Origin of the sequence: Pseudomonas sp. BF-R-24, from assembly GCF_019947335.1 — a bacterium.
Classification (GTDB): domain Bacteria; phylum Pseudomonadota; class Gammaproteobacteria; order Pseudomonadales; family Pseudomonadaceae; genus Aquipseudomonas; species Aquipseudomonas jessenii.
Genome location: NZ_JAGYGG010000029.1, coordinates 45447 through 72210 on the forward strand (window position 1 = coordinate 45447; position 26764 = coordinate 72210).

Below are 26764 nucleotides of genomic sequence, written 5' to 3' on the forward strand. Positions count from 1 at the left end.
CGACACCGCTTCCTAATGGTAGCAGTTGATTTTAAAAAACCAGGTTGAGTTTAAAACGGTGTGATCCTGTTCCTTGTCAACGTGCACTGGCATCGCTTTCGTGTTCTTCGGCGAATGCCATGAACACATCCAGGTCCAGCACCTCCAGCTTGATCTGGGCGATGAACGCCGAGAAGGCCAGGTTGGCGGCCAGCAGGCGCAGGTCGCTGGCCCAGGCCGGAAGATAGACCGGCCCCTTGAGCCAGCCAGACTCGAACAGGGGCGCCAGGCGCATGGTGTCAGCCAGGCTGAGGCGCCCTGCAAACAGATGCCCGATCAGTTCCGGCCGGTTATCGCGGATAGCAATGCGCAGCAGGGTGTGGACGCCGAGCAACCCGGTCAGGTAGGCGGCGTCCTTGGTGAACGCCGAGCCGCCCCGCAGGTCGGCACCGCGGAACACCCGTTGGGTTGAGCGAAAGGATTCCTCTTCTGTCTGTCCGGCCGCCAGAAAACCTTCGAACACCTGGATGAAATCCGCACCCTCCAGTGCCTGCTGGACGGCGAGCACGCGCAAGGCCAGGCGCCGCAGGCGGTTGATGTCCATGCTGCCGGTGAACAGTTCGGCCAGGGTGGCAATGCCTTCCTGGGTCTGGGTGGTGCGGGGCGCCCCCAGGCCCAGGCTGGTGAGGTTGGGCTGGCGCGCGCCGTTCTGTGCCGTGGCGACATGCACGAACGCCTCGTGTTGCAACAGCTGATGCTTGTCCAGTTCCGAGAACAGCGCGCTGGCCCGCAGGCGAATGCGGCTCGATCCGGCGATGGCCTTGGCGGCCAGGTTCGGATCGAGCACGACCGTGATTTGTCCGACGCCGAAGAATCGGTCCAGTTCCGGTTGAATCCAGGCGGCGAACGCCTTGGCCGGGATCTCGGCCGGGCAGGGTGGAATCCGCGCACTGCCCAGCAGCGCGTCGGTGGTCTTGAGGAAGAACCGGGCCGCGTCAAGCATGCTTAATTGCAGGCGTGTGTAATAGAAATCCGGGCGCCGGTACAGCGCGGATGAATACTGCGTAAAGGCGGGAGTACCGATGGCTCCCAGCATGTGTCCGGCCGTGGCATAGCTACGGGCGGTCATGGCCAGGTAATTGCCGGCCGGATGCCCCACATCGCAACGGCGGATAAAGGTTTCCAGGGCGGCGATGTCGGCGCTGTGGTCGCGGGGCTGCAACTGGACCTTGGGTAACTCGGCCCGCCCGCCGCGCCATTTCGCCAGGAAGTCTTCCTCGACGCCGTCCGGCCAGGACAGGGCATCCAGCACGCGGATCTTGCGGGTCAGGCCGGGCAGGGCGGCATCGAGTTCGGACAGGGCGGCGCTCATGGATAGCTCCTTGAGGGACGAAGTGACGTTACAAAAGCTTAGTCGTCGCGCGCGGTTGTGTGCGTTTACGAAGTGAGGAAAACGGCCTCAGAGCAGGCTCCACGACACCCCGATGTACATTGCCATGCCCTCACCGGGGGTGGATCGTGCCGCGTCCAGCCCTTTGTCGTCGTAGCCCGGCGTGACCGTGGCGGCATAGTGCTTGTCGGTCAGGTTGCGCAGGTCCAGCCAGGTCTGCCAGTCGCCCTTGGGCGCGTTGTAGCCCAAGGTCGCGCCGAATATGGCATAGGGATCGGCGTAGAAGCTGTTGGCGTAATCGACGGCCACCTTCGACACCCATTGCGTGTTGACCGCGGCGAAGAAGCCTTGTGGCCAGTCGTAGCGCAGTTCGCCCTGGTAATAGTGCATCGGCAGGCCCGGCAGGCGGTTGTCGCCGAAGCGCTCATCGTCGCGGTAGTGGAAGTCACTGAAGGTATAGCTCTGGCGCAGGCTCAATTGGCCGCCATCGTCCGGCGACCAGAGGGGGCTCAGCAGGCTGGCTTCCACGCCCTGGTGCACGGTCGGGCTGGCGTTGAGCTCGTAGGGCGTGGTGGCGTTGGCGTCCGGCAGCACCGAAAGCAATTCGTGGCGCACCTGGGCGTAGTACCAGGCCAGGCTCCACTGCCCCAGCGTGCTGTCCCCACGGCCACCGATTTCCAGGGTGGTGGCGGTCTGGTTTTGCAGCGTGACCGGTTCGCGCTGGGCGCCCGTGGCGACGCCACTGCCGGCGGGGAATCGGATGTTCGAGCTATAGATCAGCGACCACGGGTGTGGTGCCTCGACCGAGCGGCTGAGATTGCCGAACAGTTGCAGGTCCGGTGTCAGTTGGTAACGCAGGCCCACGCGCGGGGCGTAGTCCCAGTCGTGCAGGCTGGTCTTGCCACCTTCTTGCGGGTAGGTGACAGCGCTTTCACGGCGGGTGTAGATCGCGGCAAGGCCGGTGGTCAGCCACAGGTCGTCGGCGATCTCCAGGTCATTGCCGACATGCAGGACCGTGTCCGAGCCCTGGTAGGTGAAGTTGCGAATCAGCGTGCCCGGTGCGTAACCGGCGGTGTTGCCGGCGGGGATGCGCACGAACTCGCTGGCACCGGCGTTGGGCAGGTGTTTGGTCACTCGCAGGCCCAGGGTGCTTTGGCTTTCCAGCCCCCAGAGCGTGTCGCGACGCTTGTAGTCGAACGTGCCGCTGACATCCGTGTACGCCACCTTCAGGCGGTTGGGGCCCTCGCTCAGGTCCATGGGATAGTCGTGGTAGACAAGGCCGGTCTGGATGCTCGAATCGTCATCGATGTACCAGGTGGTCTTGTTGCCGATAAAGGTGCTGCCCGGCTCGTCGCGGCGGTCGTCCCGCGCCACGTAGGCAGGGTTGGCCGCCCGTGGGTTGTGCTCGATGGAGTGTTTGGTCACCCGTCCCGCGAGGTCGTTGTCGGTCTGGCGGTGACGCAGGTAGAAGCGTGTTTCCAGATTGGGGTTGAAGCGATAGCCGAAGTTGGCGATGACACCCTGGCTCTCGCTGGCCGTGTGGTCCTGATAGCCGTCGGCGTTGGCGTCGGTCATGGCCACGTAGTAATCGAAGGCGCCGAGCACCTGTCCGGAGCTGACTTGGCGCTGCTGATAGCCGTGACTGCCCGTTGCGTAGCGTACCTGCAACTTCGGCGCGTTGTAGCCGGTATGGCTGACGTAATCGATTGCACCGCCCAGAGCCAGGGCGCCCCGGTCGAATCCGTTGGCGCCGCGCAGCACTTGCACATGGTCGAGCCACAGCGGTTCCAGCAATTCATAGGGCGTGCCGCCGGGGCCGGTCAGCGGCAGACCGTCGAGCATGGCGTACAGACCCGAGGCATGGGCGCCCGGTGCACGGTTGATCCCCGATCCGCGGATCGAAATCTTCACCCCTTCGTTGCCCGCCGACTGGGCATAGATCCCCGGCTGGTAAGCCAGCACATCCTGATTGCTGGCCACGCGGCCCTGCAACGGACGGCGCATGTCGACCACGTTGGTGCCGCCGGGCACCTGGGCCAGCCGGGCCCTGGCGTCCTCGATCCCCTGGTCTTCGTCGCTCTGGTCCTCAGCGCCAATCAGCACTTGTCCCAGCTCCAGGCCCTGAGCCTCGGTCATGGCCGGACAAACAAGGGCCAGGCCCAGCAGCGCAGCGGGCAAGGAATGAGGCGAGGGCATTGGGAAAACTCCAGACGTACGGGAACGGGCAATGAACAGTGCGACGCAAGAAGGAACGAAGGGAGCACATGGCAATTTTGTTATTTTGCCCGCCAAGGGCTGGCGGCTATCGATTCAGCAGCGGTGCCAGCAATGCGCACATACCGCGCCAGTGCGAGCCCTCCCAGTAAACCCGTTGGCAGGCGTCGCAGCGCAGGAAGTGCGAATAGAGGACGCCAATGCGTGGCGGCACCTGCGTCCGGGCCAGTTCCAGGCTGATCTCGTGCAGCGGCAGGTTGCAATGCAGGCACAGGCTGAATGGCCGCGCACTACGCGCCAGGTCGAGGCGCTCGTACAATTCGCGCAGCTGCAGCGACGGTTTCAGGGCATGCACATAACAGCCGTGGCTGATGATTCGCCGCTTGAGCAGTTCGCGGTCGCGGGTCAGTACGATGCGTCCTTGCTGCGCAGCGATCTCGGCGATCTCGCTATCCTCGAAGCCATTGTCGTAGAGGGTGTCGAAGCCGCTCATGCGCAGCAGGCTGGCCAGCCCGCCAAGGTGCGCATCCGCGACGAAACGCAGCACCCGTAAAGGTTGCGCACGAACCTTGAGCAGCGGGCTGATGTCCAGCGCTTCGAACTTGGGATACACCGCCAGCCGGTCATTGTCGAGGATCACCCGCTCCAGGCCCACCGACTCGCCGTTGAGCAGCACCAGTTCGACCTCGGTGTGCGGTATCCCGAGCGCCTCGATCATGTGCTTGACCGTCGCCCCTTGCGCGCACTCACAGGTGAAGGGTTGCCGCCGCCGTTCGGCCGGCAGGAAATCGTTGAGCTCCTCGTAGAAGCGGAAAGTTGCACTGGTCATGTTGAACAGTATGGCAGGGCTGCAGTGTGGTTGTTCTGGTGTTGATGCCAGCCGGGTCAGTCCAGTGGCAGCGATATCGTTAATCTCGTTCCTTTGTCCGGTGCGCTGTCGATCGTGAACTCCCCGCCCAGCATGCTGATGCGTTCCTTCATCCCCACCAACCCGAACGAGTTCAGTTTTTTGCGATCCGTCATGCCTACGCCGTTGTCTTTGATCTGCAGGTAAAGCCGGCGACCCTCCCTGGAGAGTTCGATATGCACCTGTGTCGCTTGCGCGTGCCGGGCAATATTCGACAGCGATTCCTGCACGATGCGGAACAGAGTGGTGGCGGATTTTTCATTCAGATCGCAACGGAAGTTTTCGTCTTTCGCCGACATCGTGCAATCGATCGCGCTGCGCTGCCGGAACTCTTCAAGTTGCCACTCGATCGCTGCCTGCAATCCCAGATCGAGTACGGGAGGCCGAAGATCATTGATGATACTGCGGACACTGCGGATGGCTGTATCGAGGTGATTCAGAGCATCGCTGGCCTTTTCGTTGAGCTTGGGGTGCATGGTACTGGTGCGCGTCTGCAACATGGAGACATCGATTCGCAACGCCAGCAGACTCTGCCCCAGCTCGTCATGGATGTCCCGTGCGATCCGCTTTCGCTCTTCTTCCTTGATGTGCTCCTGATAGGAGGCCAGTTCACGCAGCTGCAGCTTCGATTGCAGCAATTCTTCGGCCTGCATCGTCAGTTTGCGCTGCAAGTAGAACAGGTCGACAAACACCTGGATCTTGGCGCGAAGAACCTCGGCCACAATCGGCGAGAAGATGTAATCGACTGCGCCGGCCGTATAACCGCGGAAACGCTCGGAATCGGTGTCGGCCTCCGCCGTGACGAAGATAATGGGCGTGTGGGCCGACTTCGGGCGGCCGTGAATGAGTGCAGCGGTTTCAAAACCGTCCATCACTGGCATTTTCACGTCGAGCAGAATGACGGCGAAGTCGCGCTGCAATAGCAGGCGCAGCGCCTCGCGTCCGGAAGTCGCCGTGGCAATATCGAGGCCCATGTCGGCAATCACCGCGGCGAGCGCCGTGAGCTTGGCGGGATTGTCATCCACCAGCAACACGGATGCTGGCACGCCATCAGGCGGGAGCGGGTGCCGCACCTGGGCTCTTTCATTGAATACCGGGGGTTCCTGCTGCATATTTATGCCACTTCGGTTTGCGTTAGCGCCTCTTGCCGTTACGGCAACACCGGTAAAGTCGAGCCGGCCTTGCGCACTTTGCCACCTTTGCTGTCGCGCAATGAGCGCGGCACAGAATCATCGATAGAGCCATTTGCGCATCAGTGACAGTAGCTGGTCGGTATCCACCGGCTTGCTGACATAGTCCGAGGCTCCTGCTTCGATGCACTTTTCACGGTCACCCATCATCGCCTTGGCCGTCAGCGCAATCATGGGCAGGGCTTCAAATCTTTTGAATGTACGGATCTGGCGCATGGTTTCAAAGCCATCCATCTCGGGCATCATGATGTCCATCAGCACGATGTCGGTATCGGGCTGCTGCTGCAGCAGTTCTATGGCGGTTCGGCCGTTTTCGGCCGTGGCCACCAGCATTTTGTTGCTCTCAAGCACGCTGGTCAGGGCAAAAATATTGCGCACGTCATCGTCGACCACCAGGGCCTTTTTACCCTCGAGACTGTCCGAACCTTCATAGAGTTTTTCCAGCATTCTGCGCTGGGTCTGCGACAGCCTGGCGACGACACGGTGTAGAAACAGAGCGGTTTCGTCGAGTATGCGCTCGGGGGACTGAACGGCCTTGATGACGCTCTTGCCGAGCAGTGTCCTGAAACGCTCGTGTTCCGGTTTGGTCAGCGTCTCTGCACCATAGACGACGATCGGCAATTCACGCATGGCGTGGTCTTCCTGCAACGCCTCGAGAAACCTGATGCCGGATGCGTCGGGCAGTTTGAGATTGATTGCCATGCAGTCGTAGCGTTTCTTTGCCAGTTTCTTCATGGCGTCAGCGCCGCTGTCGGTCGCTGTGATCTTCACGTCGGTGTTATCGAGCAGATCGAGGATGCGAGCGCGGTTCCCTTCGTCGCCGTCGATGAGCAGCAGGTTCCGGGTCTTGCGCCGAGCGAATGCCACGATGGCGGCCAGCGCATTTTGAATCTCGTCGGCTGTGACCGGCTTGAGCAGATAGTCGAAAGCGCCATAGCGCAGCCCGCGGGTGTGGTCGTCAGCGATCGAGATGATCTGGACCGGGATGTGACGCGTGGCGAAATTGCGCTTCAACTGTTCGAGCAGCGACCAGCCATCGATGTCCGTCAGGCCCGGGTCCAGCGTGATCGCGGCGGGTTTGAAGCGCTCGACAAGCTCCAGCGCATCCGCGCCACGGGTCGTGACGATAGCCCTGAACCCCTTCTGGTGCGCGGCCTCGAGCAGAATGCTGGCGAATCGGGCGTCGCCCTCGAGCATCAGCAGCACTTGATCCCCGGGTTGGACAGACTCGCGGTCGTCCAGTACCTGTGCGGTCGGGTTTGACATGAGGTCGCGCTTGACCTGGCCAGGTACTGCCTCTGTCGCTGATTCGTCTAGCGTCTGACCCTGGGCATCCTGTGTACGCAAGGGCACGTACAGCGCGAAAGTACTGCCCTTGCCGATCTCACCGGGGATCAGTCGCAGCTCACCGCCCAGCCGGTGTGCGAGCTCGCGGCTGATCGACAGGCCGAGGCCGGTGCCGCCGTATTTTCGTGAAGTTCCGGTATCTCCCTGCTGGAACGCTTCGAAGATCAGCTTCTGCTTGCCGGCAGAGACGCCAATGCCGGTGTCGGTGACCACGAAGGCGACCACCGCATCGGCACGATTCAGTTCGCTGTTATCCACGCTCCACCCGGACACAGCGGGCGCGATGCTGATCTTGACGCTGCCTTGCTCAGTGAACTTGAAGGCGTTGGACAGCAGGTTCTTGACCACCTGCAGCAGGCGCTTTTCGTCGGTCCGGATGACGGGGGGCAGGGTAGGCGCCAGTTCAATCGTGAAGGAGAGGCCCCGGCTTTCGGCGACCGGCCGGAAGGTGCGTTCGATCTGGTCGTGCAGATCGGCGAACAGCGCTTCATTCAGATCCAGTGTGACCGTACCCGACTCGATCTTGGACAGATAGAGAATCTCGTCGATCAGCTCCAGCAGGTCTTTGCCCGCGCTACGGATGGTCTTGGCATATTCGACCTGCCTGGGAGTGAGATTGTGTTCCGCGTTGTCGCTGAGCTGGCGGGCCAGGATCAGCAAGCTGTTCAATGGCGTTCTGAGCTCATGGGACATGCTGGAGAGGAATTCGGACTTGTACTTCGAGGTCAGTGTCAGTTGCTCCGCCTTCTCCTCCAGCGATAGCTTGGTGATTTCGACTTCGCGGTTCTTGCGCTCGACTTCGGCTTTCTGCTCCGCCAGCAGTCCAGCCTTGTCCCCCAGTTCCTCGTTGGTCTGCCTCAATTCTTCTTGTTGCTTTTGCAGTTCCTGCGCCAGCGATTGCGACTGCTTGAGCAGTTCTTCGGTACGCATATTGGCTTCGATCGTGTTGAGCACGATACCAATCGATTCAGCAAGCTGATCAAGGAAGGTTTGATGAATGATGCTGTAGCGCGTGAACGAAGCCATTTCGACGACGGCCTTGACCTTGTTCTCGAACAGGATCGGCAACACGATGATGTTCAGCGGGGCGGCGGCACCCAGTCCGGATGAAATCGCGACGTAATCTGCGGGTACATCGGTCAGCAGGATGCGCCGCTTCTCGTAGGCGCATTGCCCGACCAGGCCCTCGCCGAGCCGCCACTCATCGTTCACATTGATGTTTCCCTTGTACGCATAAGCGGACAGTAGCTTGAGTTTCGCAGGGTCGGGCAGGCTTTCGTTCATCATGTAGAACACCCCGTGCTGGGCGTTGATCAGCGGAGCCAGTTCAGACAGCACCATCTTGGAGACTGCCGCCAGATCGCGCTGGCCCTGCAGCAGACGGTTGAATTTCGCCAGATTGCTCTTGAGCCAATCCTGCTCCGCGTTTTGCCGCGTGGTTTCCCGCAGGTTGCGGATCATCTCGTTGACGTTGTCCTTGAGCTCCGCCACTTCACCCTTTGCTTCCACCTCCACGTAACGCGTCAGATCGCCCTTGGTCACGGCAGTCGCCACATCGGCGATTGCGCGCACCTGATTGGTCAGGTTGGCCGCCAGACCGTTCACGTTGTCGGTCAGATCGCGCCAGGTGCCGGCAGCACCCGGCACGTTGGCCTGGCCCCCCAGCTTGCCCTCGACGCCCACTTCACGCGCCACCGAGGTCACCTGATCGGAGAACAGCGCCAGCGTATCGGTCATACCGTTGATGGTGTCGGCCAGTTCGGCGATCTCACCCTTGGCTTCCAGTGTCAGTTTCTTCTTCATGTCGCCGTTGGCTACCGCGGTCACCACTTTCGCGATGCCTCGCACCTGGCTGGTCAGGTTGGCGGCCATGAAGTTCACGTTTTCGGTCAAATCCCTCCAGGTGCCGGACACGCCTTGCACCTGTGCCTGTCCCCCGAGCTTTCCTTCGGTGCCGACTTCGCGCGCCACCCGCGTCACTTCGGCGGCAAAGCTATTGAGCTGGTCCACCATGGTGTTGATGGTGTTCTTCAGCTCCATGATTTCGCCCTTGGCTTCCACGGTAATCTTGCGCCCCAGGTCGCCTTTGGCCACCGCCGTCGTCACGTCGGCGATGTTGCGCACCTGATTGGTCAGGTTGGCCGCCATACTGTTGACCGAGTCGGTCAAATCTTTCCAGGTTCCACCGACGCCTGTCACCTTGGCCTGGCCACCGAGCTTGCCGTCGGTCCCCACTTCGCGAGCCATGCGCGTCACTTCGTCGGCAAAGGTCGAGAGCTGGTCCACCATCGTGTTGATGGTTTCCTTGAGTTGGAGAATTTCTCCTTTTGCTTCGGCTGTGATCTTGCGTGACAGGTCGCCGTTGGCCACCGCCGTCGTCACGTCGGCAATGTTGCGCACCTGGGTGGTCAGGTTGGCCGCCATGCCGTTGACCGAATTGGTCAAGTCCTTCCAGGTACCGGACACGCCGGTCACTTCGGCCTGTCCGCCCAGTTTGCCTTCGGTTCCGACTTCCAGTGCGACGCGTGTCACCTCCGCGGCGAAGCTGGAGAGCTGGTCGACCATCGTGTTGATGGTGTTTTTCAGTTCGAGAATCTCGCCCTTGGCTTCAACCGTAATTTTCTTGCCGAGGTCGCCACGCGCCACCGCCGTCGTCACCTGTGCGAGGTTGCGCACCTGGGTGGTCAGGTTGGCTGCCATGCCGTTGACCGATTCGGTCAAGTCGCGCCAGGTGCCTGATACGTCGCGCACTTCCGCCTGACCGCCCAACTTGCCTTCGGTACCGACTTCCAGCGCCACGCGGGTCACCTCCGCAGCGAAACTCGAGAGCTGGCCGACCATCGTATTGATGGTGTTCTTCAGCTCGAGAATCTCACCCTTGGCTTCGACGGTAATCGTCTTGCCCAGATCGCCTTTGGCCACCGCAGTCGTCACGTAAGCGATGTTGCGCATCTGGGTGGTCAGATTGGCGGCCATGTCGTTGACGGAGTCGGTCAGGTCTTTCCAGGTGCCGGACACCCCTTTGACATTGGCCTGCCCACCGAGAATCCCTTCAGTGCCGACTTCGCGCGCCACGCGGGTCACCTCGGAAGCGAAGGAGCCCAGTCGCGTCACCATGGTGTTCACGATCTCGGCGGATTTGAGGAACTGACCCCGCAGTCTCAGGCCGTTGAGTACCGGCGGTACCTGCTGGTTCAAATTACCCTCGGCAACCGAACCGACAACGCGAATGATCTCGTTCATCGGGCTGATGAGGTCGCTGGTGAGCGCATTGCTCGAGTTGACGATCTTTTGCCATGAGCCTTTCATCATCGGCAATTCGATACGCTCATCGACCTTGCCCTGCTTGCCGATCAGACGCGCCACGCGTTCGAATTCGGTGGTGGTGTCGGCTGCCATGTCGATGATCTCGTTGAGCGTGTCGGCGATCTTGCCCGGCATGCCGGTCCAGTCTTCCGGCATACGCGTAGTGAAGTCACCTTTGCGCAACGACTTCAGCGCTGCCAGCAACGTCTTCATGTCGAAAACTTCGATCGGTGTCGTCACTGTGGCCATGCCTCTGTCCAGTCATATTTGATGCCACGGGCAAGGCATTACCCATGGGCGTGCAGACAATCCTAAGAGCTTAGGCGCCGCTAACGCCTGAGGCAAAAGTGCAAGTGTGCTCTGTGCCTGCTAACGTCAAACTCTGCAGTAGATTCCATGGCTTGCTGGCCACTGGCCGCAGGGCTGGTGTGGGAATGCATGGGCGCGCGCCACTGTGCCGGCGGGTTCAACATCATCTGTACGTCGAGACACGATACGGCCGGGGCCATGCGGGTGCGAATGGAAAATACAGATGATTGACCACAAAATCAGAGTCTTGCTGGTGGATGATCACAGCATCGTGCGTAGCGGCGTACGACGCATGCTGGAGACTGCCGGCGAGATCGACGTAACGGGTGAAGCCGAGACGGCACAAGACGCAATGCTCCTTGTCCGGGAGCAGGATTTCGACGTGGCGCTGGTGGATATTCAGCTTCCCGACAAGACCGGCCTCCAACTCCTCAAACTCATGCGTGCGCACAAGCCCAAGCTCGCCGTTCTGATGCTGAGCATGCATTCGGTCGAGGCCTATGCGTTACGCGCAATCAAGCTCGGCGCTGCGGGCTACCTCACCAAAGATATTTCCGCAGCCACCCTGGTTACGGCAGTTCGCAAGGTGGCCTCAGGTGGCAAGCACGTCAGTCCTGAGCTGGCGGAAAAACTGGTCAACGCTATCGGCAAAGGCGACGCGGCGCCCCACGAAGCGCTATCCGACCGGGAGCTTGAAGTACTCAAGCTCCTCGCTGCAGGCGAGAGAATTGTCCGCATCGCTCAGATATTGCACTTGAGTCCGAGTACCGTCACGACGTACCGGGCACGTATCCTGGAAAAAACAGGGATGGACAGCAACGCGAAACTGGCCCGCTATGCACTCGAAAACGGCCTGTTGACTTAGATCGCCCTGCCATCCGACGCAGCCGGGCACCAGACTGTTTGTAGTGGAATCACTACAAGCTCTTGGTCGATAGCTCTACAAAGAAGTCCTGCTAACGTCGATAGCGCGAGCCGTTCCAATCAAGCATATTTACCTCTCGGCAAATTTTCGTTCGCTCAATGGAGTTGTCTTCGTCAAAGTCTTGTACCGCCATGGCCTTCAGGATATGCATGAGAGCAAGTTTCACGAGTCAGAAAAGACTCCGGAATTGATACTCGCAAGTTGAGCGCGGAGTGCACGCTGCATTCATGTTGAATCAATGTTCAAACTGGAGGGCATCATGATGATAGGTTATTGGTTATGCGCATTGCTGTGGGGAGTGGTGCTGCTGGAGGAGATCCAACTCATACCCCGACAGGAATGGAAAGACGAGGGTCTGAAAAAGGTTCTGTTGCTGCGCCGGACTAGAAACCGGACAGGCTACTTTATTGCGTTGATCGCGGGCGCCATGTGTCTTTATAGCGAAATCCTGGTGGCGCCGGTCGATCAGAGTGTTTTCAATCCGGAGCTGATACTTGCCCTATGTGGTGTTCTTTGGGGTGCATATCTGTCCGTAGTCTGCATGAAGGGGAAGCGATAGATGCCTGTCTCCATGACTACTGCGGGTAATTGAGATTTCACTATCGTCGCCCGGCGGGGAGACTTTGCCGGTCAGGCGCTCAACTCAAATTTTGCGAACAGCTAATTTTTATTGGCTAAAGCTGAACTTCCTTGTTCAACCTGGCTTCACCATCCTGCGAGGGCGGCGTTACCCAGGGTCCTGGTGCCTTGCTCCCTGCGCGCTTCGGTGTCTCTGTCTTTTGCCCAGGCGGTGAGCAGTACCATCATCCCGAAACCGCCGACGATGAGTACCGGATAGGCTGCCAGCAACTCCACCAGCGAGTACTTCCAGGCCAGCGGACGACCAATACCCAGCATGGCGGCATAGAACCATGACACGCCAGAGAGGGCGCCGGAAAACAGCGCCAGCATGCGCAGGCTGAAGGAGAGTTTGAGTAACGAACCGGCTTTTTTCAGCGCCGGCAATACAGCGCTATGCAACAGGAAGCCGTTAAAGGTCAACAGCACAACTATGCCGATTTTGGCTTGCAGTTTTGGATTGAGGAAATATTCCATCCCCTTGCCGGCATAATCGATCCCGACAATACCAATGCCGGTAATCCAGAGCGCTACAAGTGCAAGCACTACGGTTTTTTGAAGGCTTTCCATGTGCGCGTCATCGTGGTGGCCTGACGCATCCCCCTTCAGGAGTTGCTTGACCATTGCAATGTCACTGGTCAAAACCAGCCCGATTGCCACACAGCAGGCGATAAGATGAAAATATACAACGCCCAAACGCACATATTCCACGGTGGACGAAGAAAACATACTAAGTTCCATGGTGACCTCTTGGTTTCAATAGTGAATCAACTTGGCTCTCGGCACGGCTTGATTGGGATTTACCGTTGCTGACTGCCATTTAGATTCAGCAATTGTTATCAGTTAATCTTGCGACATTACGCCAGCAAGATAATAGTGAGTTTCTCGAATGAACGTTTAGTCATTCGATCATGTCCATTTTCAGGTAACCAAAAACCTCAATCGCACTGAGTGCATGGGAGGTTTAACTTCCGCTTCTGGGGGGCGGTGAGGCCCGGAACCCGATCGACGAGCGAATCAGGCAATGCTGGTAGGGTCGGCGGGGCTTCCACCCCATTCGAGGAAACGGATCTTGTGAACCTCGCCCTCGCTGTCTTCGTAGACCAGGGTCACCGGTACCACGCCGGTCTTGTCGGATGTATCGGTGCGCTGCAGTACCCGTTTCACATCGATCTCCATCCCGTAGTGGTATTCGACGGCTGAAACATGCGCACCGGGTTCTTGCAGGCTGCTCTGGTCAAAGACACTGGGTGCGAGACTGGAAATCACGGCACTGACAATCGTGGCCATGCTCATAAGGCTGTACCTCCACTGAAGTTCGCTTGACAAGGACTTAATGTGACACGTGGTGAAAGTGAAGTTCACTTGACCGCGACGAACGCGCCTGCCTGAAAAGCCTGTAGTGGCTGCAAACTCCCGGCAATTCCCCACGCTTGACGCCTCTCGACCGTTCGTCCTTTAACCCCCGTATTTGTTGGCAAAAGTCCGTTTTTCAAGGAGGTCATGACATGTCATGACCGATTGTCACGCGTCGGGTATTGGCCGATTTCTGCTTGTCACCGAGGGCTATATCCGACCCATGGCGGACTCTCGGAGGCAATCTTTGGCATCTCCAAAATCACAATGAAACCAACATGCTCCACGTAGTAAAGCGTGCTATCCGCGATTATATTGCTGCAATCAGTGCATTAATGTCCTGCAATCAACCAGTCTTGTTCATCGACAGGTCAGTTATCAAACTGAGGTCACTCATTTGATAACGGCTTCTGACTGAAGGAGAGATGACCATGGTATGTGCGATCCGGTTTAACCAGTTCGGCAACCCTGAAGTACTGAACCTGGAGACACTGAGCGAACAAGCGCCAGGCCAGGGCGAGGTATGGCTTGAGCAAGAGGCTGTAGGTGTCAACTTTCTCGATGTTACCCAACGAAAAGGGGCGGTGCCCGTTGCTTTGCCATCTGGACTTGGGCTGGAAGGCGCGGGGCGTGTCGCCGCTGTGGGTGCGGGTGTCAGCAACGTGCGAGTAGGGGATCGCGTCGCCTATGCCACCGGCCCCTTGGGTTCCTATGCTTCGGCCCGGCTTTATCCGGCAGAGCGGCTGGTCAGAATTCCGGATTCGCTGTCATTTGACGATGCAGCAGCCGTCATGTTCAAGGGCATCACTGCGCAGTACCTGTTGAAAGCCACCTATCCTGTGGGGCCCGGTACAACCATTCTCCTCTACGGTGTGGCCGGAGGGCTGGGGGAAATCATGGTGCCGTGGGCCAGACACTTGGGTGCCATCGTGATCGGCGTGGTTTCAAAGCAGGCCAGTGTCGAGAAAGCTCTGGCGTCGGGATGCGATGAAGTCCTGGTGTTCGATGCGCACAGCCTGTCTTCCCAGGTCGCTCGTATCACCAAGGATAAAATGGTCGACGTCGTCTATGACCCGATAGGGCGTGTTTCTTTCCAGGCATCCCTGGATAGCTTGCGACCACGAGGCCTGATGGTATCGTTCGGAGCCTCATCGGGTGCGCCGTCAGCCGTGGAACTGTCGACACTCAATACCAAAGGCTCGCTGTTCCTGACACGTCCTTCGTTGGCAGCCCATACGGCGAGTGTCTCTGAGTACCAGGAACGAGCGCAGGATGTGTTGGCCGCCATTGGTGCAGGTATTATCAAACCTTCGGTCCGGGCAAGTTACTCTCTGGCGGACGCAGCATTGGCGCATGCGGACCTGGAGTCGGGGCGTTCATCGGGGGCGATCATTCTAAAACCATGAATCTTGATGTTCTGAACAATCAGCACAGCGACGAAATCGCTGCGTTTCTGGCCGTGGCCTCGCAAGGCTCGTTTGTCGGGGCAGGCCGGCTATTGCAGCGACACCCAACCGTCGTTTCGAAACGACTCGCCGCAATGGAAAAGCGCCTTGGCGTTCGGCTTGTGGAGCGCTCCACCCGCCAGGTTCGAATTACTGAAACAGGTGCCAGGCTGGAGCAACGCCTTCGCTCAGCCATCGAATTGATGAATGAAGCGCAGCAGCAAGCGTCCGAAGGCGCCAGCGAAATCCGCGGTACTTTGCGCCTTGCATTGCCGGCAGCCATGGGCAGGCGTTGGCTTGGCCCGATGCTGCCGGAGTTTCTCAAGGCTCATCCGCATGTCTCGATCATCGCTGACTATAGCGAGCGTCTGGTCGACATCATCGATGAAGGTTTTGACGCGGCGATCCGAATCGGAGAGTTGGAAGACAGCCGGTTGATAGCCAAAAAACTGAGTGACCATCGCCGGATACTGTGTGCCTCGCCTGCTTACATCACAAAGCACGGCATGCCCGAAACGCCACAGGACCTGATCAGGCACAATTGCCTTCGCTTCAGTGGCCTTGCGTCTTTTCCTCAGTGGAGACTCCATCGCGGCAATGAACTGCAGACGGTTTCTCCCAAAGGAAACCTGACGGCCAATGACAGCGAATCATTACTTGCAGCGGCCTGCGCCGATGCGGGAATACTGGGGGCAGGTGACTGGTTGATGAGTCGTGATATTGCTGCCGGGGGACTGTTGCAGGTCCTTCCTGACTGGCAATTGGATACCGCCGGTGGGGTCTACCTGGTCAGGCCATCAGCCAAGTTTCCAGGCGCCGTGGTCGTCGCGTTCAAACAATGGATCGAGTCAAAGTTTACCCCCGCGCCCCCGTGGACCATCTGACCGGCTGACCTTCGATTCCCCCTGACCGATACATGGCTGCCGGTCATGTGTGTTCATAAAATCAGCATTGCATCAAAGCCAATACAGGATAGTAACGGACCACAACCAGCCGATGCAGAGGGTGATGGCAAGGTAGATCGCCACAATCATCAGAGGCTGATTCCACATGACACACCTCCCATAACCGATTTCTTTGCATGGGTGCCTGGTAAAACGGGCGCTCGTCGCATGAGCAATAACTCGTCAGAACACTCCAAGGGTCAATTCCATCGCCAGAACAGCGGACAACGCCAGCGTCATCACCAACGCGATAAACATCAGGCCCAACTCGGCGAGTTGCTTATATAGGGCCATCGGCCGTTTCGTGATTCGAGCAATTGATCTATCAGTGGAAGCCATCACTCATCCTCACTCTTGCGTGGAATACGCACCACAGGCTTGACTTGGGCAGTAAGGCGATGGAACCGCATGGTGGTGTCGCGCGTTTCATTTCCTACCCCTCGCGTCATGCCGAATCCGGCGAGCCCCGCCGTCTCCATGATGTCCGGGACGACAGCTGTTGCGGGTACCAGGGGTGGTGCAACTAATGAGCCATTTCAATAGGGCGAAGAAAAAACTCAAATTAATTAACAAGCTGTTTGCGAGGGGTTTCAAGCGAGAGAAAGGGGGGAGGGGGGAATATTCCTCAAAGTTGGTGGTAAACGCCTGGTTGGGTGGGTGTAGTACCCCATTTTTGGAGAGAGTAGCGGCCCTGTTTCACCGATTGTTTTTGGTAGGGGCTACTTGTCCCTGAGGCGAGGTGGATTTAACGGGGCGGAAGGGCCGCTTCTAACTGTGGTTTCAACCGGTCGAAGCAACACACTGAATTCTGTTTAATAGACGAGTGAGTTTTCGGCACCGCACATTACCCGCGGAGAAACATCGATGCCGAGAGTCACGTAACCGCTACTCAAGCAGCTGATCTATCAACACCGCATTGGTGTAGATCAAACTGCCGTCACTCGCCCGGTGTCCAACCAGATGGAACTGTCCGCGTTCGTGGTGCAAATAGACACGCATCTGACAGTCGGACAAGGGGGCGTATCCCTCGGGCATGATCAGATCCATCGAGTCCATATCGACATCGACCATGGCTTCCGGCTCGTGGGTCTTCTGCAAGCGCTCTTCGGCCTGCTCCAGACGGAGGTGCAGAGGGCCGTCGACGTAGAAATGAACTTCCCCCATCGGGGTAGACTTTTGGGCGCCGCTGGTTTTGCACCAACCTTCGATCGTCAGGGCACTCATGACGAAACCTCCCATGTGGATTGCTGGAATCTGTAGCTATCGTTCCTGCTCGATGCCATCACTTATGTTGGATGACTGCACAAGGGCAGGGTTCGATTTTTGGCGCCGCTTCTGGCCGACCCTGCTGCCCGTCATCAGACATTCAGTATAGCCGGTCGCCGGGCCTCGCTTGCCAACCTCACGTACAACCCGATGGGCTCTATACTTCTTACTGACTTTGCCGCCCCGATGGGTGGTATTTGTCTGCCCTGCTTGGACGTCAGTGGCGATGCTTTTGCATAACCAATGAACAACAGGAATAGGATGAAGAGGAAATGGCAATAGCAATTGTCCTGATACTAATCGTTATTGCATCAGTGCTATTCCACATACTGGCGCCTTGGCACGCGACACCGGCAGCTTCCAACTGGGGTTCCATAGACACCACCCTGTTCATCACCCTGATCATTAGCGGAATATTTTTCATTGCCATCACGGTATTCATGGCTGTAGCGGTGATGCGGTATCGTCACAAGGAGGGTGCCAGGGCGGCCTACCAGCCAGAAAATAAGAAGCTGGAACTGTGGTTAATTATCATAACGTCGGTAGGTATTGCCGGGATGCTGGCGCCAGGCCTTGTTGTTTACAACGATTTCATCCGGGTGCCGAAAGAGGCTTACGAACTTGAAGTGGTCGCCCAGCAGTGGCAGTGGGCCTTTCGTTTTCCCGGGCAGGACGCAAAGCTGGGCAAATCGGATATCAGGTTTATTGATTCCGCCAATCCCTTCGGCCTTGATCCCAAGGATCCTGCAGGGCAGGACGATGTGCTTGTAATGAATAATGAAGTTCGCCTTCCGCTCGACCGGCCGGTAAAAGTCTTGTTGCGCGCTAAAGATGTCCTGCACGATTTCTATGTACCGCAAATTCGCAGCAAGATGGATATGGTGCCAGGAATGGTGTCGTACTTTTGGTTTACGCCAACTAAAACCGGAAAATACGAAGTCCTTTGCGCTGAATTTTGTGGCGTAGGTCATTACAACATGCGCGGCCATATGATCGTGGAAGAGCAGGGCGTCTTCGATCAATGGCTCAACGGCCAGCCGACTTTTGCGCAGACATTGACGACAACTGCCAAACCCGGTCGCGACAGCGTGCTGGAAAAAGGCCGCCAGTTGGTCGAACAGCTCGGCTGCAAGGCCTGCCATAGCCAGGATGGCAGTGCCAGTCTCGGCCCGGGATGGAAAGGGCTGTACGGCCGCACTGAACAGTTTGCCGATGGCACCAGTGCGGTGGTCGACGAGGCCTACCTGAAAGAGTCGATTCTCGATCCGAAGGCCCGGCTGGTACAGGGCTACCCGCCGGTGATGGTGGCCTATACTCTCAAAGACGATGAACTGGGCGCTGTCATCGCCTTGATCAAATCACTGGGCGCTGCGGGGCAAGACGATGAACCTTCGACCGGCGAAGCGTCGAGCCCGGGTGAAGACCTGGTGGCGCAGGGGCAGCGACTGGCCGGCTCGCTCGGCTGTCTGGCCTGCCACAGTGTCGATGGCAACAAGGGCGTCGGCCCCAGCTGGCAGGGCCTGTATGGCAAGACGCAAACCCTTGCCGACGATACGAGCGTAAAGGTCGACGAGGGCTATATCAAAGAATCGGTTCTGCATCCCAATGCCAAAATCGTCAAGGGCTATGCAGCCGTCATGCCGGCCCTGGCTCCGAGTGACGAGGAGCTCAATGCACTGATCGCTTTTATCAAATCCAAAGCGAATGCTGACGCTGATGCGAGCAAGGCGGAGCCAGGGAAGTAGCCGTAAAACAGCCAGGAATGCACTGAAACTTCGGCAGGAGGATGACGTGATGGCCTATGCGGAGCAAGCCGAGACAGAAGCACTGCACGAGCCCAAGAGTTTCCTGACCAAATATATCTGGAGTCAGGACCACAAGGTCATAGCCATTCAATATTCCTTGACGGCCATCTTCGTGGGTCTTATCGCTCTGGTATTGTCCAGCTTGATGCGCATGCAGATAGGTTTCCCCGGCAGTTTGGCGTTCATGGACGCCAGTACTTACTATCAGGCGATGACCATGCACGGCATGATCATGGTCATTTACTTGCTCACAGCCTTGTTTCTGGGGGGCTTCGGCAACTATCTGATCCCGCTGATGGTGGGCGCCCGCGACATGGTCTTCCCCTATGTCAACATGCTCAGCTACTGGTTCTACCTGGTGGCGGTACTGGTGTTGCTCAGCAGTTTTTTTGTCCCTGGCGGCCCCACAGGTTCGGGCTGGACGCTCTATCCGCCACAGTCCATTACCCAGGGGACACCGGGGGTCGAGTGGGGCATTGTCCTGATGCTCGTCTCACTGGCGATTTTTATTGTCGCCGCCACCATGGGCGGGTTGAACTACGTCACCACGGTGTTGCAGGCGCGCACGCACGGCATGACCTTGTTTCGCATGCCGCTCTCGGTATGGGGCATCTTCATGGCCTCGATCATGGCCTTGCTGGCCTTCCCGGCGTTGTTTGTCAGTGCGGTCATGATGTTGTTCGACAAGCTGTTGGGCACCAGCTTCTTCATGCCGGCGATGATCTCGCTGGGGCAGCAGCTCGATCACCAGGGTGGCAGCCCGATATTGTTCCAGCACCTGTTCTGGTTCTTCGGCCACCCGGAGGTCTACATCGTCGCCCTCCCTGCGTTTGGTCTGGTCTCCGACTTGATCAGTACCCATGCGCGTAAAAATATCTTCGGCTACCGAATGATGGTGTGGGCCATTATTGCGATTGGCGTACTCAGTTTTGTGGTCTGGGCGCACCATATGTATGTCAGTGGAATGAACCCGTACTTTGGCTTTTTCTTCGCTGTCACTACTTTGATCATCGCGGTGCCGACGGCGCTGAAAGTCTATAACTGGGTACTGACCCTGTGGCGCGGCGACATCCACCTGACCGTGCCGATGCTGTTTGCCCTGGCCTTTATCGTCACCTTCCTGGTCGGCGGTCTGACCGGGTTGTTTCTCGGCAATGTGATCGTGGACATCCCGCTCTCGGACACCTATTTCGTCGTGGCCCATTTTCATATGGTCATGGGGGTAGCCCCGGTACTGGTGGTGTTCGGCGGCATTTATCACTGGTACCCGAAAGTCACCGGGCGCCTGTTGAACGACACCTTGGGCAAGTTGCACTTCTGGATAACCTTTCTGGGCACCTACGCCATTTTCTTCCCCATGCACTACTTGGGTTTCCAGGGCATGCCACGTCGCTACTACGCCTATGAAAACTACGCGTTCATCCCGCAGTCCGCGCAAGACTTGAATGCCTTCATTACGGTGGTCGCATTGACTGTCGGCGTTTCCCAGTTGCTGTTCCTGTTCAACCTGGCCTGGAGTGCATTCAAGGGCAAGCCCGCAGGCAGTAATCCCTGGGGGGCGGCCAGCCTGGAATGGCAAACGCCGGACACCCCGCCGAAACACGGTAACTGGGGCGCGAAGTTGCCGGTCGTGCATCGCTGGGCCTATGACTACAGTGTGCCGGGGATAGAGCAGGATTTCGTGCCGCAAACGGTCTCCGCCGAGGAGCTGGAGCAGATGCGGCAACTCAGTGCCGGAACCAAGGCGGACATCAAGACATGAACAGGCTGCTATTGAGAAACGCCGACGGCGCTGATCCCGGCGGCAGCTGGAGTCGCGACCCTGAGGGTATTCCGGCCGCCGAGGATGCCGATAGAAGGCAAACCGCAAGGGTAGGCCTGCGCTTGTTTCTGGTGGTGGTGAGTTCGTTATTCTTCCTCTTCCTGATCGCTTTTATTGCCCGTTCTCAAATGGCCGACTGGCTACCCCTGACAGAGCCTTTGGCGCCGTTAGGCAATCTCCGGCCGCTCTGGCTGAATTCGGCTTTTCTGGTATTGAGTTGCATCGCACTGCAATGGTCGCGTATGGCCGCCCGAAAGGCTCGGCTGGGCGCAACGGTCATTGGTTTTGCATTGGGGGGTGTGTTTGCCATTGCCTTTCTGGCGGGGCAACTCTGGGTCTGGCAGCAGTTTGTCGCCTGGGGCTACTTTGTCGCCAGCAATCCGGCCAACAGTTTCTTCTACCTGTTGACCGGCCTGCATGGGCTCCACCTGCTGGGCGGGCTGATCGCCTGGTGCTGGATCGTCGCCAGATTTCTGCGTCATGTGCCACTGGCGCAACTTGGCGCCAGCGTAGAGCTCTGTGCCATCTATTGGCATTACTTGCTGGGCCTTTGGTTCGTGCTATTCGCGCTGCTGGCCAGCACGCCGCAAACCTATGAAGCCATCGCCAGATTCTGCGGCCTAAGGTAAACAGTCATGGCATTGCACCCACAAGCCCAAGTCGAATCCAGTTCATCCAATCCACCAGGTTCGCCGCCTGCACCGGGATGGCAGGGCATCGCCAGCGATTGGTCCTCGGATAAAGAGGCCTTCAAGCAGGTGCCCTGGGGCAAGGCGATGATGTGGATATTCCTGCTCAGCGACACGTTTATATTCACCTGTTTTCTGACCGGATACATGTCGGTACGCATGACCATCACCAGCGCCTGGCCGAACCCCAGTGAAGTATTCGCATTGACGATCGGCGGCAAGGAAATCCCGCTTATTCTGATCGCCATCATGACCTTTGTGCTGATCAGTAGCAGCGGCACCATGGCCATGGCCGTCAATTTCGCCTATCGCCGTAATCGCGCGAAAACCGCGACCCTGATGCTGGCGACCGCTGCCTTGGGTGTGACTTTCGTCGGCATGCAGGCATTTGAATGGAGCAAGCTCATCGCAGAAGGGGTGCGTCCCTGGGGGAACCCCATGGGAGCGGCGCAATTTGGCGCCAGCTTTTTCATGATTACCGGTTTTCACGGACTGCATGTATCAATCGGCGCCCTCTACCTCAGCATTGTGGCGCTGAAGGTATGGCGCGGAGATTATGAGCGTTCCGGCAACTATCAGAACGTCGAGATAGCCGGGCTTTACTGGCACTTCGTGGATTTGGTGTGGGTATTTATTTTTGCATTCTTCTATTTATGGTAGAGGAGCACGGGTGATGGCACATGCTCAGGGTCAGCAACATCCAATCAGTTTGTACCTTAAAATCTGGGGACTGTTATTCGTCCTCAGCACGCTGTCGTACCTTGTCGACTATTTCCACTTCCATGGCTACCTTAGGTGGTCCCTGATCATCACTTTCATGTTGTTGAAGGCAGGTTTGATTGTCTCCATCTTCATGCATATGGCATGGGAGCGCCTGGCATTGGTCTACGCCATACTGGTGCCACCTTTGTGTTTACTGGTGCTTATCGGGCTGATGGCCTCCGAGGCAGACTACATTTTCCTCAGCAGGGGCATTTTCTTTGGCCAGTAGGCAAGCAGCTTTCGGATGGCCTTGAGTCCCCAGGCGCTAACCCGATATCACTCGCTTGAACTGATGCCATTTGTGCTGCCAGGCCACTGTCCAGTGGGGGGCTGCCGTTCCCGTGCCGGCGATCTTCAGCTTCGGATGCTGTTTGATGACCTGGTCCAGTACCGATTCCTGATTCGGTTCAACATCCACGAAGAAGATATGTTTGCCTTCTTTTACTGCCTGTTTGAAATTGCGGAAGTGAGTGTTCGGCACCTGGAACCCAAAAAAGCCGCCTTCCCAGATGCAGAAGCCCAATACAACAATGGCAAGGAAGATAAAGGGCATCCAGCCTGCGGCGGATTCGGTCCAGCCCATCCAATAGGCGCCACCCAGGACCAGTGCTGCGAGTGGCACGCCGATCACCGCACCAATCTCACCAGAGTGAACAGCATCCTGTTCCATCAGCGAGCTGATCTCGTGGAGGTGATGTTCTTCTACATCAGCAACTTTTTCACTGAGCACATGAATCTGTTCGGAATTGATGCCGCTGGCTTCCAATTCATATTCAACGTTTTCAAGATCGTTGAGATTGTCACTGATGTAATAGTGTCGGTTCATGCCACACCTCCCATCTCGGGTTTGCTGCAGACCTCCTCTGTCCGGCAGCACTTGGCAGCTGTACTGTGGGGAACGTTGCACACCCGGTGCAATTTGAAAAAAGTATAGCACTCACCATCCTGCGGACCGGTCACTGGCTGATCTGCACAATGACCGGACCTTCCGTCACGATCGGCGGGTTCGCGCGGATATTCGATGCATTTTTCTGAATCCAGTCACGCGCGACTTTCAGGCTCGCATCGCTGCCGGCCTTGTCCGTGCAAACAGTCACCGCTGTACCACCATCACCCGTATTCAACAGTGTGTAGCTGACGAGGCCAGGCACTGTCCGCAGGGTCGCTTCGACGTCGGCATTGCGCTCTTCCAACAACTCGAAAAGCTGCTTTGCTCCAGTACCCAGGTAGGTTCTTATAACCGCATACATAGTCGTCTCCCTTGGGAGTGTCGCCTTGATGCCAATCCAGATCCGTTGATGGCCGCTATTACTCAAGGCTTCAGTTCGCCCTGATTTATTAAGCTTAGCCAAACGCCGGTGACAATCGTAATGCAACGACCACCGGCCATTTTTGCCGTCGTGAATCGCGATGGCACATTAGTGGCTATGCTTGGTCAGGTACCTGTACGCGTTGGAGGGGAACACCATCCAGCAGGCTCGTGAAATCGTGATCATCTCGCTACAGGCGTTATCACAATTTGCCCTTGTGCCACGGAGTCGTCACTAATATGAAAAAAAAAGAAGCTAAAGCCAAAATAAAAGACCTGATCTCGTCCGGAGTACCTAAGTCGGAAGTATTCACTCGGCTCTCAGGACAAGGGATCAAGGACAGTCTGCTTGCTCGCTTGATCGCTTCAACTGCTGACCCCTACCTCTGTGATATACATGATCGTAAGGTTAATGCCGTTATTACGCTAATGTTTATCCAGGCAGCATTAGCTGTTCTAATCGGCTTTGGTATAGGTTCAACTATTGGACCTAACGCTAGATGGATAATTGGCGGTTTGAGCGCACTTGTCCCGCTCTTGTTTGCCTGGGGCTTCTACAATCACTTGGCAGGAGCTTACAATGCGTACATTGTTCTATCCATGGGCTCGGCAGCGAAGCAGTTTGAAGGGTTGATCTCAGGCTCCATCCCAATGTTTGTCGGCTCGGTTATAGGTATCGGAATGTTTGCTTTTGTATACTACGTTCGCCAGAAGATATTTCCAGATTTGGCTTTTTTTTCACCAAGAAAAGTCAGGGGGCAATATGTGTTTTCTAATTGAAGAAGCGATTGAAGTAAGTCGGTTGAATAGTGCGAAATAAATAATGGGGGTGCTTGAGTGGAGGCGCGGGGCCAGATCTGTTTTTCACGTTAACCTGAACAGTGGTGGCTCCAGACTCGCTGCGGGAAAATGAGGGATTGAAATGCAATGGCCGAAAGGAGGTTTTGAGCAGATCAGGTTGACCTTCGGTGTCTTCGGAGTGGTCATATTGATTTTGCTCATTATTATTGATTCCTATGGCTACCGTGGAGCCGACATTGAGTTCATGCGTGGCAGGGCAGTTCATTTCAGCGGTAGTAAAGTGTCCGTAATCACAGTTCGGGATTCGGAGACCGGCCGATATAAACAGCTTGATTATCGATTAACCCGCGCACCCGGATTGTTCAGGGAGGCAAAAGGTAAAGAGATTGAGTTGTCTTTCATAAATGGCAGCTTGCTGGACTGCAGTGTCGATGGCGTGAAGCTTTGCTCTGCTCGATGTTCTTCAGGAGGTGAGTGCGAAGAATTATATGAATCCAGGGAAAGCAGAAAGGCTCGTTTTCTCGTATTCATGTTTTTTTCGTTCTCGGCATTTGCTCATCTGATGCTCATGTGGAAAAGATGGAAGCTCAGGAACGGCCGCGGAACTATTTAGCCAATCTGTTGCATCGGTTGAATCCACGGCCGATTGCTGCCTGCTACGGTGCGCAGCTATCGGCCCAAGATCCAAAACGCGATCAGCACAACGACTTCTGGTAATAGAACCGGGTATGCCCCGGTGGATAGTCTGCCAGGCGGCCGAATTCGGAGTAACCAAGTTTTCGATAAAACCCGGGTGCCTGAAAGCTGAAAGTCTCCAGCCAGATACCAATACAGTGCTTTTTCTGCGCGACTTCTTCAGCCATGCGCATTAGCCGTTCTCCGATACCCTGGCCACGCATCGACTCGGGAACGCTGACAAGATCGATGAGCAGCCATCGATAAGAGACCTTGCCGTACAATCCGCCAATGACTTCGTTACTGTCTGGGTCTCGTAGCAACAGAGCAAATGTTTCATGTGCGTCGTCTCCACCGTTGACCTGGTTATGGGCCAGCAACGGGGTCAAAATTCCCAGCCGCTCTGCTTCAGTAGCATTTTCAGAAAGTTGGATTTCTACAGACATGGTGCTCTCCCTGAGCGGTGAGTAACTGGGTCAACAAGGTATCCCATTCCTGTCACCCCATGGCGGACAGTCCGGACACTAGAGTCCGGTGTTGGATTGATGAGCCGCCCAGTGTTTCATCTCTTCTGCAATGAAGTGGTTCACCAGGTCACTGTACATCCTCTCGATTGCATCCGGGCTCAGGCCCTCAGCCTCGGCCCACTCGCGTCTTGTCGCCAACATGGCCTTGAATCGCTCCGGAGCACGCACCGAAGTCACTGAGGTCTTGTACTTCGAGGCAGCCAGTACGTAGTGAAAACGCTTGCCCAACAGTTTGATAACAACCTGATCAAGGGCATCGATTTCACGTCGAATATCCTCCATTCCTGCACACTCTTCGGGCTGCAACTGATTGATGACGTCCATGTAGGTGACTCCGTTTACTGAAAAATTCGTGGGCCTTCGCAAGAAGTATCGGGGTTGGCTAAGGCGGATCGGCGAACTCTTTAGACTGCGTTAATCGATAGGGCAGTGGGCGAGGGTGACTGTGTTTGAGTGACCGCTGATAGTTGCCTGTCACGAATTTTTTCATCGAGACAATCAGGACTCACTGAATTTTCGGCCAGAAAACCGGATTAATCGCTTACTCAAGAGCCCTGCAAACAAGCGTCGGCTGAAGCATTGCCAGTTGCTCACGAATTGCATGTTCATCGGCAGGAACAAGACAGTACGCGAGCCCGATTCGACTGATCAGCGCGATGATGTTCTCAAGCGACGCGACAGACCCGTCGTTGCGTTCGACATAACGACGATAGGGCTCTTCCAGCAAATCACGCCACATCGGTGCGATGTTTTCGAGGATGTAGGTGAACACCTCCAGGGTTGAGTTCTTCGTCAGGTAGCTATGGTGGAAGCCGCCGTTATGACGATCCAGGTAGCGTACGGAGAAACACACGCACTCTGTGAGATAAGCCTCGAAGTCATCTTCGAACTCATTCAGGGAGCGTTGCATTTCCTCAAAAAAGGCAGCGTTCTCTGCACTGACGACAGCCTGAATCAGCTCCTTCTTGGAACCAAAATACCGGTACAGGGTGCGTCGCGAGATGTTGGCACCGCGGGCCACGTCATCGATCGAAAAACCTTCGGCGCCCTCGGCAATCATCGCATCGAGGGCGGCACGCAGGATCAGCGACCGGCCATCACTGGCGTTTTCCATCCTGCTGGCATCACCCCAGCGTAATTGTCGACTCATTTGCACCTTCAAACGCTCGGGGGGGGGG

The 26764-nt window shown here is 57.1% G+C and carries 24 protein-coding genes; 11 read left to right on the plus strand and 13 right to left on the minus strand.

What is annotated here, in order from left to right; genetic code table 11:
• Positions 1 to 76 precede the first annotated feature (76 nt).
• The 5 genes from KGA98_RS21045 to KGA98_RS21065 all read right to left on the minus strand — a co-directional run bounded on the left by KGA98_RS21045 (position 77) and on the right by KGA98_RS21065 (position 10582).
• The gene (locus tag KGA98_RS21045; protein WP_223503583.1) at positions 77 to 1351 is read right to left on the minus strand and encodes a flavohemoglobin expression-modulating QEGLA motif protein; all 1275 of its coding nucleotides are present in this window, start codon (positions 1349 to 1351) and stop codon (positions 77 to 79) included.
• An 87-nt stretch (positions 1352 to 1438) separates the two neighbouring features.
• Positions 1439 to 3565: a TonB-dependent receptor family protein gene (locus KGA98_RS21050; RefSeq protein WP_223503586.1), complete on the minus strand. Its 2127-nt coding sequence runs from the start codon at positions 3563 to 3565 to the stop codon at positions 1439 to 1441.
• A gap of 106 nt (positions 3566 to 3671) precedes the next feature.
• Positions 3672 to 4412, minus strand: a complete 741-nt coding sequence (locus tag KGA98_RS21055) for a Mut7-C RNAse domain-containing protein (RefSeq protein ID WP_057715344.1) — start codon at positions 4410 to 4412, stop codon at positions 3672 to 3674.
• Between the two features lie 56 nt (positions 4413 to 4468).
• Positions 4469 to 5602, minus strand: a complete 1134-nt coding sequence (locus tag KGA98_RS21060) for a response regulator (protein ID WP_150813700.1) — start codon at positions 5600 to 5602, stop codon at positions 4469 to 4471.
• 117 nt (positions 5603 to 5719) lie between these two features.
• Positions 5720 to 10582 carry a HAMP domain-containing protein gene (locus tag KGA98_RS21065; RefSeq protein WP_223503588.1) on the minus strand — a complete coding sequence of 1621 codons (4863 nt, stop codon included), beginning with the start codon at positions 10580 to 10582 and terminating at the stop codon, positions 5720 to 5722.
• 283 nt (positions 10583 to 10865) lie between these two features.
• Between KGA98_RS21065 and KGA98_RS21070 the strand changes: the two genes are divergently transcribed.
• Together KGA98_RS21070 and KGA98_RS21075 are read left to right on the plus strand one after the other, a co-directional pair.
• On the plus strand, positions 10866 to 11507 hold the full coding sequence (locus KGA98_RS21070; RefSeq protein ID WP_057715341.1) for a response regulator transcription factor: 642 nt from the start codon (positions 10866 to 10868) through the stop codon (positions 11505 to 11507).
• A gap of 319 nt (positions 11508 to 11826) precedes the next feature.
• Positions 11827 to 12126: a hypothetical protein gene (locus tag KGA98_RS21075; RefSeq protein ID WP_150813722.1), complete on the plus strand. Its 300-nt coding sequence runs from the start codon at positions 11827 to 11829 to the stop codon at positions 12124 to 12126.
• A gap of 146 nt (positions 12127 to 12272) precedes the next feature.
• Here KGA98_RS21075 and KGA98_RS21080 read toward each other — a convergent pair whose 3' ends face one another.
• Together KGA98_RS21080 and KGA98_RS21085 are read right to left on the minus strand one after the other, a co-directional pair.
• Positions 12273 to 12926, minus strand: a complete 654-nt coding sequence (locus tag KGA98_RS21080) for a hypothetical protein (protein ID WP_223503590.1) — start codon at positions 12924 to 12926, stop codon at positions 12273 to 12275.
• A gap of 276 nt (positions 12927 to 13202) precedes the next feature.
• On the minus strand, positions 13203 to 13481 hold the full coding sequence (locus KGA98_RS21085) for a DUF2790 domain-containing protein (protein WP_090454856.1): 279 nt from the start codon (positions 13479 to 13481) through the stop codon (positions 13203 to 13205).
• 491 nt (positions 13482 to 13972) lie between these two features.
• Between KGA98_RS21085 and KGA98_RS21090 the strand changes: the two genes are divergently transcribed.
• Complete coding sequence (locus tag KGA98_RS21090; protein ID WP_223503592.1) at positions 13973 to 14947, plus strand: quinone oxidoreductase family protein; 975 nt, start codon at positions 13973 to 13975, stop codon at positions 14945 to 14947.
• Positions 14944 to 15870 carry a LysR family transcriptional regulator gene (locus tag KGA98_RS21095; protein ID WP_223503594.1) on the plus strand — a complete coding sequence of 309 codons (927 nt, stop codon included), beginning with the start codon at positions 14944 to 14946 and terminating at the stop codon, positions 15868 to 15870. Before KGA98_RS21090 ends, KGA98_RS21095 begins: the two co-directional genes overlap by 4 nt.
• A gap of 945 nt (positions 15871 to 16815) precedes the next feature.
• On the opposite strand, the gene KGA98_RS21100 is transcribed toward KGA98_RS21095, so the two are convergent.
• Positions 16816 to 17154 carry a hypothetical protein gene (locus KGA98_RS21100; RefSeq protein WP_150813696.1) on the minus strand — a complete coding sequence of 113 codons (339 nt, stop codon included), beginning with the start codon at positions 17152 to 17154 and terminating at the stop codon, positions 16816 to 16818.
• A 314-nt stretch (positions 17155 to 17468) separates the two neighbouring features.
• Here KGA98_RS21100 and KGA98_RS21105 point away from each other — a divergent pair, with 314 nt between their 5' ends.
• From KGA98_RS21105 to KGA98_RS21125, 5 genes are read left to right on the plus strand one after another with little or no spacing between them, the layout of a single operon-like run.
• A complete protein-coding gene (locus tag KGA98_RS21105) occupies positions 17469 to 18941 on the plus strand; it encodes a cytochrome c oxidase subunit II (protein ID WP_223503596.1) in 1473 nt (490 codons plus the stop codon).
• A 49-nt stretch (positions 18942 to 18990) separates the two neighbouring features.
• Positions 18991 to 20763 carry a cytochrome c oxidase subunit I gene (gene ctaD, locus KGA98_RS21110; protein WP_154910602.1) on the plus strand — a complete coding sequence of 591 codons (1773 nt, stop codon included), beginning with the start codon at positions 18991 to 18993 and terminating at the stop codon, positions 20761 to 20763.
• Positions 20760 to 21452, plus strand: a complete 693-nt coding sequence (locus tag KGA98_RS21115; protein ID WP_223503598.1) for a cytochrome c oxidase subunit 3 — start codon at positions 20760 to 20762, stop codon at positions 21450 to 21452. The genes ctaD and KGA98_RS21115 overlap by 4 nt, the downstream gene beginning before the upstream one ends.
• 6 nt (positions 21453 to 21458) lie before the next feature.
• Positions 21459 to 22172: a heme-copper oxidase subunit III family protein gene (locus KGA98_RS21120; protein ID WP_218498406.1), complete on the plus strand. Its 714-nt coding sequence runs from the start codon at positions 21459 to 21461 to the stop codon at positions 22170 to 22172.
• Between the two features lie 13 nt (positions 22173 to 22185).
• On the plus strand, positions 22186 to 22503 hold the full coding sequence (locus KGA98_RS21125) for a cytochrome C oxidase subunit IV family protein (RefSeq protein ID WP_057715332.1): 318 nt from the start codon (positions 22186 to 22188) through the stop codon (positions 22501 to 22503).
• Between the two features lie 36 nt (positions 22504 to 22539).
• On the opposite strand, the gene KGA98_RS21130 is transcribed toward KGA98_RS21125, so the two are convergent.
• Positions 22540 to 23100 (minus strand): hypothetical protein, encoded by a 561-nt coding sequence (locus tag KGA98_RS21130; RefSeq protein ID WP_057715331.1) that lies wholly within the window; start codon positions 23098 to 23100, stop codon positions 22540 to 22542.
• Positions 23101 to 23230: 130 nt separating this feature from the next.
• Positions 23231 to 23524 carry a hypothetical protein gene (locus tag KGA98_RS21135; protein WP_057715330.1) on the minus strand — a complete coding sequence of 98 codons (294 nt, stop codon included), beginning with the start codon at positions 23522 to 23524 and terminating at the stop codon, positions 23231 to 23233.
• 299 nt (positions 23525 to 23823) lie between these two features.
• Here KGA98_RS21135 and KGA98_RS21140 point away from each other — a divergent pair, with 299 nt between their 5' ends.
• Together KGA98_RS21140 and KGA98_RS21145 are read left to right on the plus strand one after the other, a co-directional pair.
• Positions 23824 to 24363, plus strand: coding sequence for a hypothetical protein (locus KGA98_RS21140; RefSeq protein ID WP_090454863.1), 540 nt, complete (start codon positions 23824 to 23826; stop codon positions 24361 to 24363).
• A 142-nt stretch (positions 24364 to 24505) separates the two neighbouring features.
• Entirely contained in the window at positions 24506 to 24997 is a 492-nt protein-coding gene (locus KGA98_RS21145) for a hypothetical protein (RefSeq protein ID WP_090454864.1), read from the plus strand.
• An 82-nt stretch (positions 24998 to 25079) separates the two neighbouring features.
• On the opposite strand, the gene KGA98_RS21150 is transcribed toward KGA98_RS21145, so the two are convergent.
• From KGA98_RS21150 to KGA98_RS21160, 3 genes are all read right to left on the minus strand, one after another.
• The gene (locus KGA98_RS21150; RefSeq protein WP_057715321.1) at positions 25080 to 25505 is read right to left on the minus strand and encodes a GNAT family N-acetyltransferase; all 426 of its coding nucleotides are present in this window, start codon (positions 25503 to 25505) and stop codon (positions 25080 to 25082) included.
• Between the two features lie 78 nt (positions 25506 to 25583).
• Complete coding sequence (locus tag KGA98_RS21155; RefSeq protein WP_090454865.1) at positions 25584 to 25910, minus strand: isochorismate lyase; 327 nt, start codon at positions 25908 to 25910, stop codon at positions 25584 to 25586.
• Between the two features lie 217 nt (positions 25911 to 26127).
• A partial coding sequence (locus KGA98_RS21160; RefSeq protein WP_223503601.1) for a TetR/AcrR family transcriptional regulator occupies positions 26128 to 26764 on the minus strand: 637 nt, incomplete at its 5' end.

What these genes read in the sequence shown, in the direction of transcription:
- KGA98_RS21125 (WP_057715332.1), top strand. Translation starts at nt 22,186, where the DNA reads ATGGCACATGCTCAGGGTCAGCAACATCCAATCAGTTTGTACCTTAAA.
- KGA98_RS21055 (WP_057715344.1), bottom strand. Translation starts at nt 4,412, where the DNA reads ATGACCAGTGCAACTTTCCGCTTCTACGAGGAGCTCAACGATTTCCTG.
- KGA98_RS21135 (WP_057715330.1), bottom strand. Translation starts at nt 23,524, where the DNA reads ATGTATGCGGTTATAAGAACCTACCTGGGTACTGGAGCAAAGCAGCTT.
- KGA98_RS21095 (WP_223503594.1), top strand. Translation starts at nt 14,944, where the DNA reads ATGAATCTTGATGTTCTGAACAATCAGCACAGCGACGAAATCGCTGCG.
- KGA98_RS21115 (WP_223503598.1), top strand. Translation starts at nt 20,760, where the DNA reads ATGAACAGGCTGCTATTGAGAAACGCCGACGGCGCTGATCCCGGCGGC.
- KGA98_RS21070 (WP_057715341.1), top strand. Translation starts at nt 10,866, where the DNA reads ATGATTGACCACAAAATCAGAGTCTTGCTGGTGGATGATCACAGCATC.
- KGA98_RS21105 (WP_223503596.1), top strand. Translation starts at nt 17,469, where the DNA reads ATGGCAATAGCAATTGTCCTGATACTAATCGTTATTGCATCAGTGCTA.
- KGA98_RS21085 (WP_090454856.1), bottom strand. Translation starts at nt 13,481, where the DNA reads ATGAGCATGGCCACGATTGTCAGTGCCGTGATTTCCAGTCTCGCACCC.
- KGA98_RS21080 (WP_223503590.1), bottom strand. Translation starts at nt 12,926, where the DNA reads ATGGAACTTAGTATGTTTTCTTCGTCCACCGTGGAATATGTGCGTTTG.
- KGA98_RS21050 (WP_223503586.1), bottom strand. Translation starts at nt 3,565, where the DNA reads ATGCCCTCGCCTCATTCCTTGCCCGCTGCGCTGCTGGGCCTGGCCCTT.
- KGA98_RS21075 (WP_150813722.1), top strand. Translation starts at nt 11,827, where the DNA reads ATGATGATAGGTTATTGGTTATGCGCATTGCTGTGGGGAGTGGTGCTG.
- KGA98_RS21140 (WP_090454863.1), top strand. Translation starts at nt 23,824, where the DNA reads ATGAAAAAAAAAGAAGCTAAAGCCAAAATAAAAGACCTGATCTCGTCC.
- KGA98_RS21120 (WP_218498406.1), top strand. Translation starts at nt 21,459, where the DNA reads ATGGCATTGCACCCACAAGCCCAAGTCGAATCCAGTTCATCCAATCCA.
- ctaD (WP_154910602.1), top strand. Translation starts at nt 18,991, where the DNA reads ATGGCCTATGCGGAGCAAGCCGAGACAGAAGCACTGCACGAGCCCAAG.
- KGA98_RS21150 (WP_057715321.1), bottom strand. Translation starts at nt 25,505, where the DNA reads ATGTCTGTAGAAATCCAACTTTCTGAAAATGCTACTGAAGCAGAGCGG.
- KGA98_RS21145 (WP_090454864.1), top strand. Translation starts at nt 24,506, where the DNA reads ATGCAATGGCCGAAAGGAGGTTTTGAGCAGATCAGGTTGACCTTCGGT.
- KGA98_RS21100 (WP_150813696.1), bottom strand. Translation starts at nt 17,154, where the DNA reads ATGAGTGCCCTGACGATCGAAGGTTGGTGCAAAACCAGCGGCGCCCAA.
- KGA98_RS21130 (WP_057715331.1), bottom strand. Translation starts at nt 23,100, where the DNA reads ATGAACCGACACTATTACATCAGTGACAATCTCAACGATCTTGAAAAC.
- KGA98_RS21090 (WP_223503592.1), top strand. Translation starts at nt 13,973, where the DNA reads ATGGTATGTGCGATCCGGTTTAACCAGTTCGGCAACCCTGAAGTACTG.
- KGA98_RS21060 (WP_150813700.1), bottom strand. Translation starts at nt 5,602, where the DNA reads ATGCAGCAGGAACCCCCGGTATTCAATGAAAGAGCCCAGGTGCGGCAC.
- KGA98_RS21065 (WP_223503588.1), bottom strand. Translation starts at nt 10,582, where the DNA reads ATGGCCACAGTGACGACACCGATCGAAGTTTTCGACATGAAGACGTTG.
- KGA98_RS21045 (WP_223503583.1), bottom strand. Translation starts at nt 1,351, where the DNA reads ATGAGCGCCGCCCTGTCCGAACTCGATGCCGCCCTGCCCGGCCTGACC.
- KGA98_RS21155 (WP_090454865.1), bottom strand. Translation starts at nt 25,910, where the DNA reads ATGGACGTCATCAATCAGTTGCAGCCCGAAGAGTGTGCAGGAATGGAG.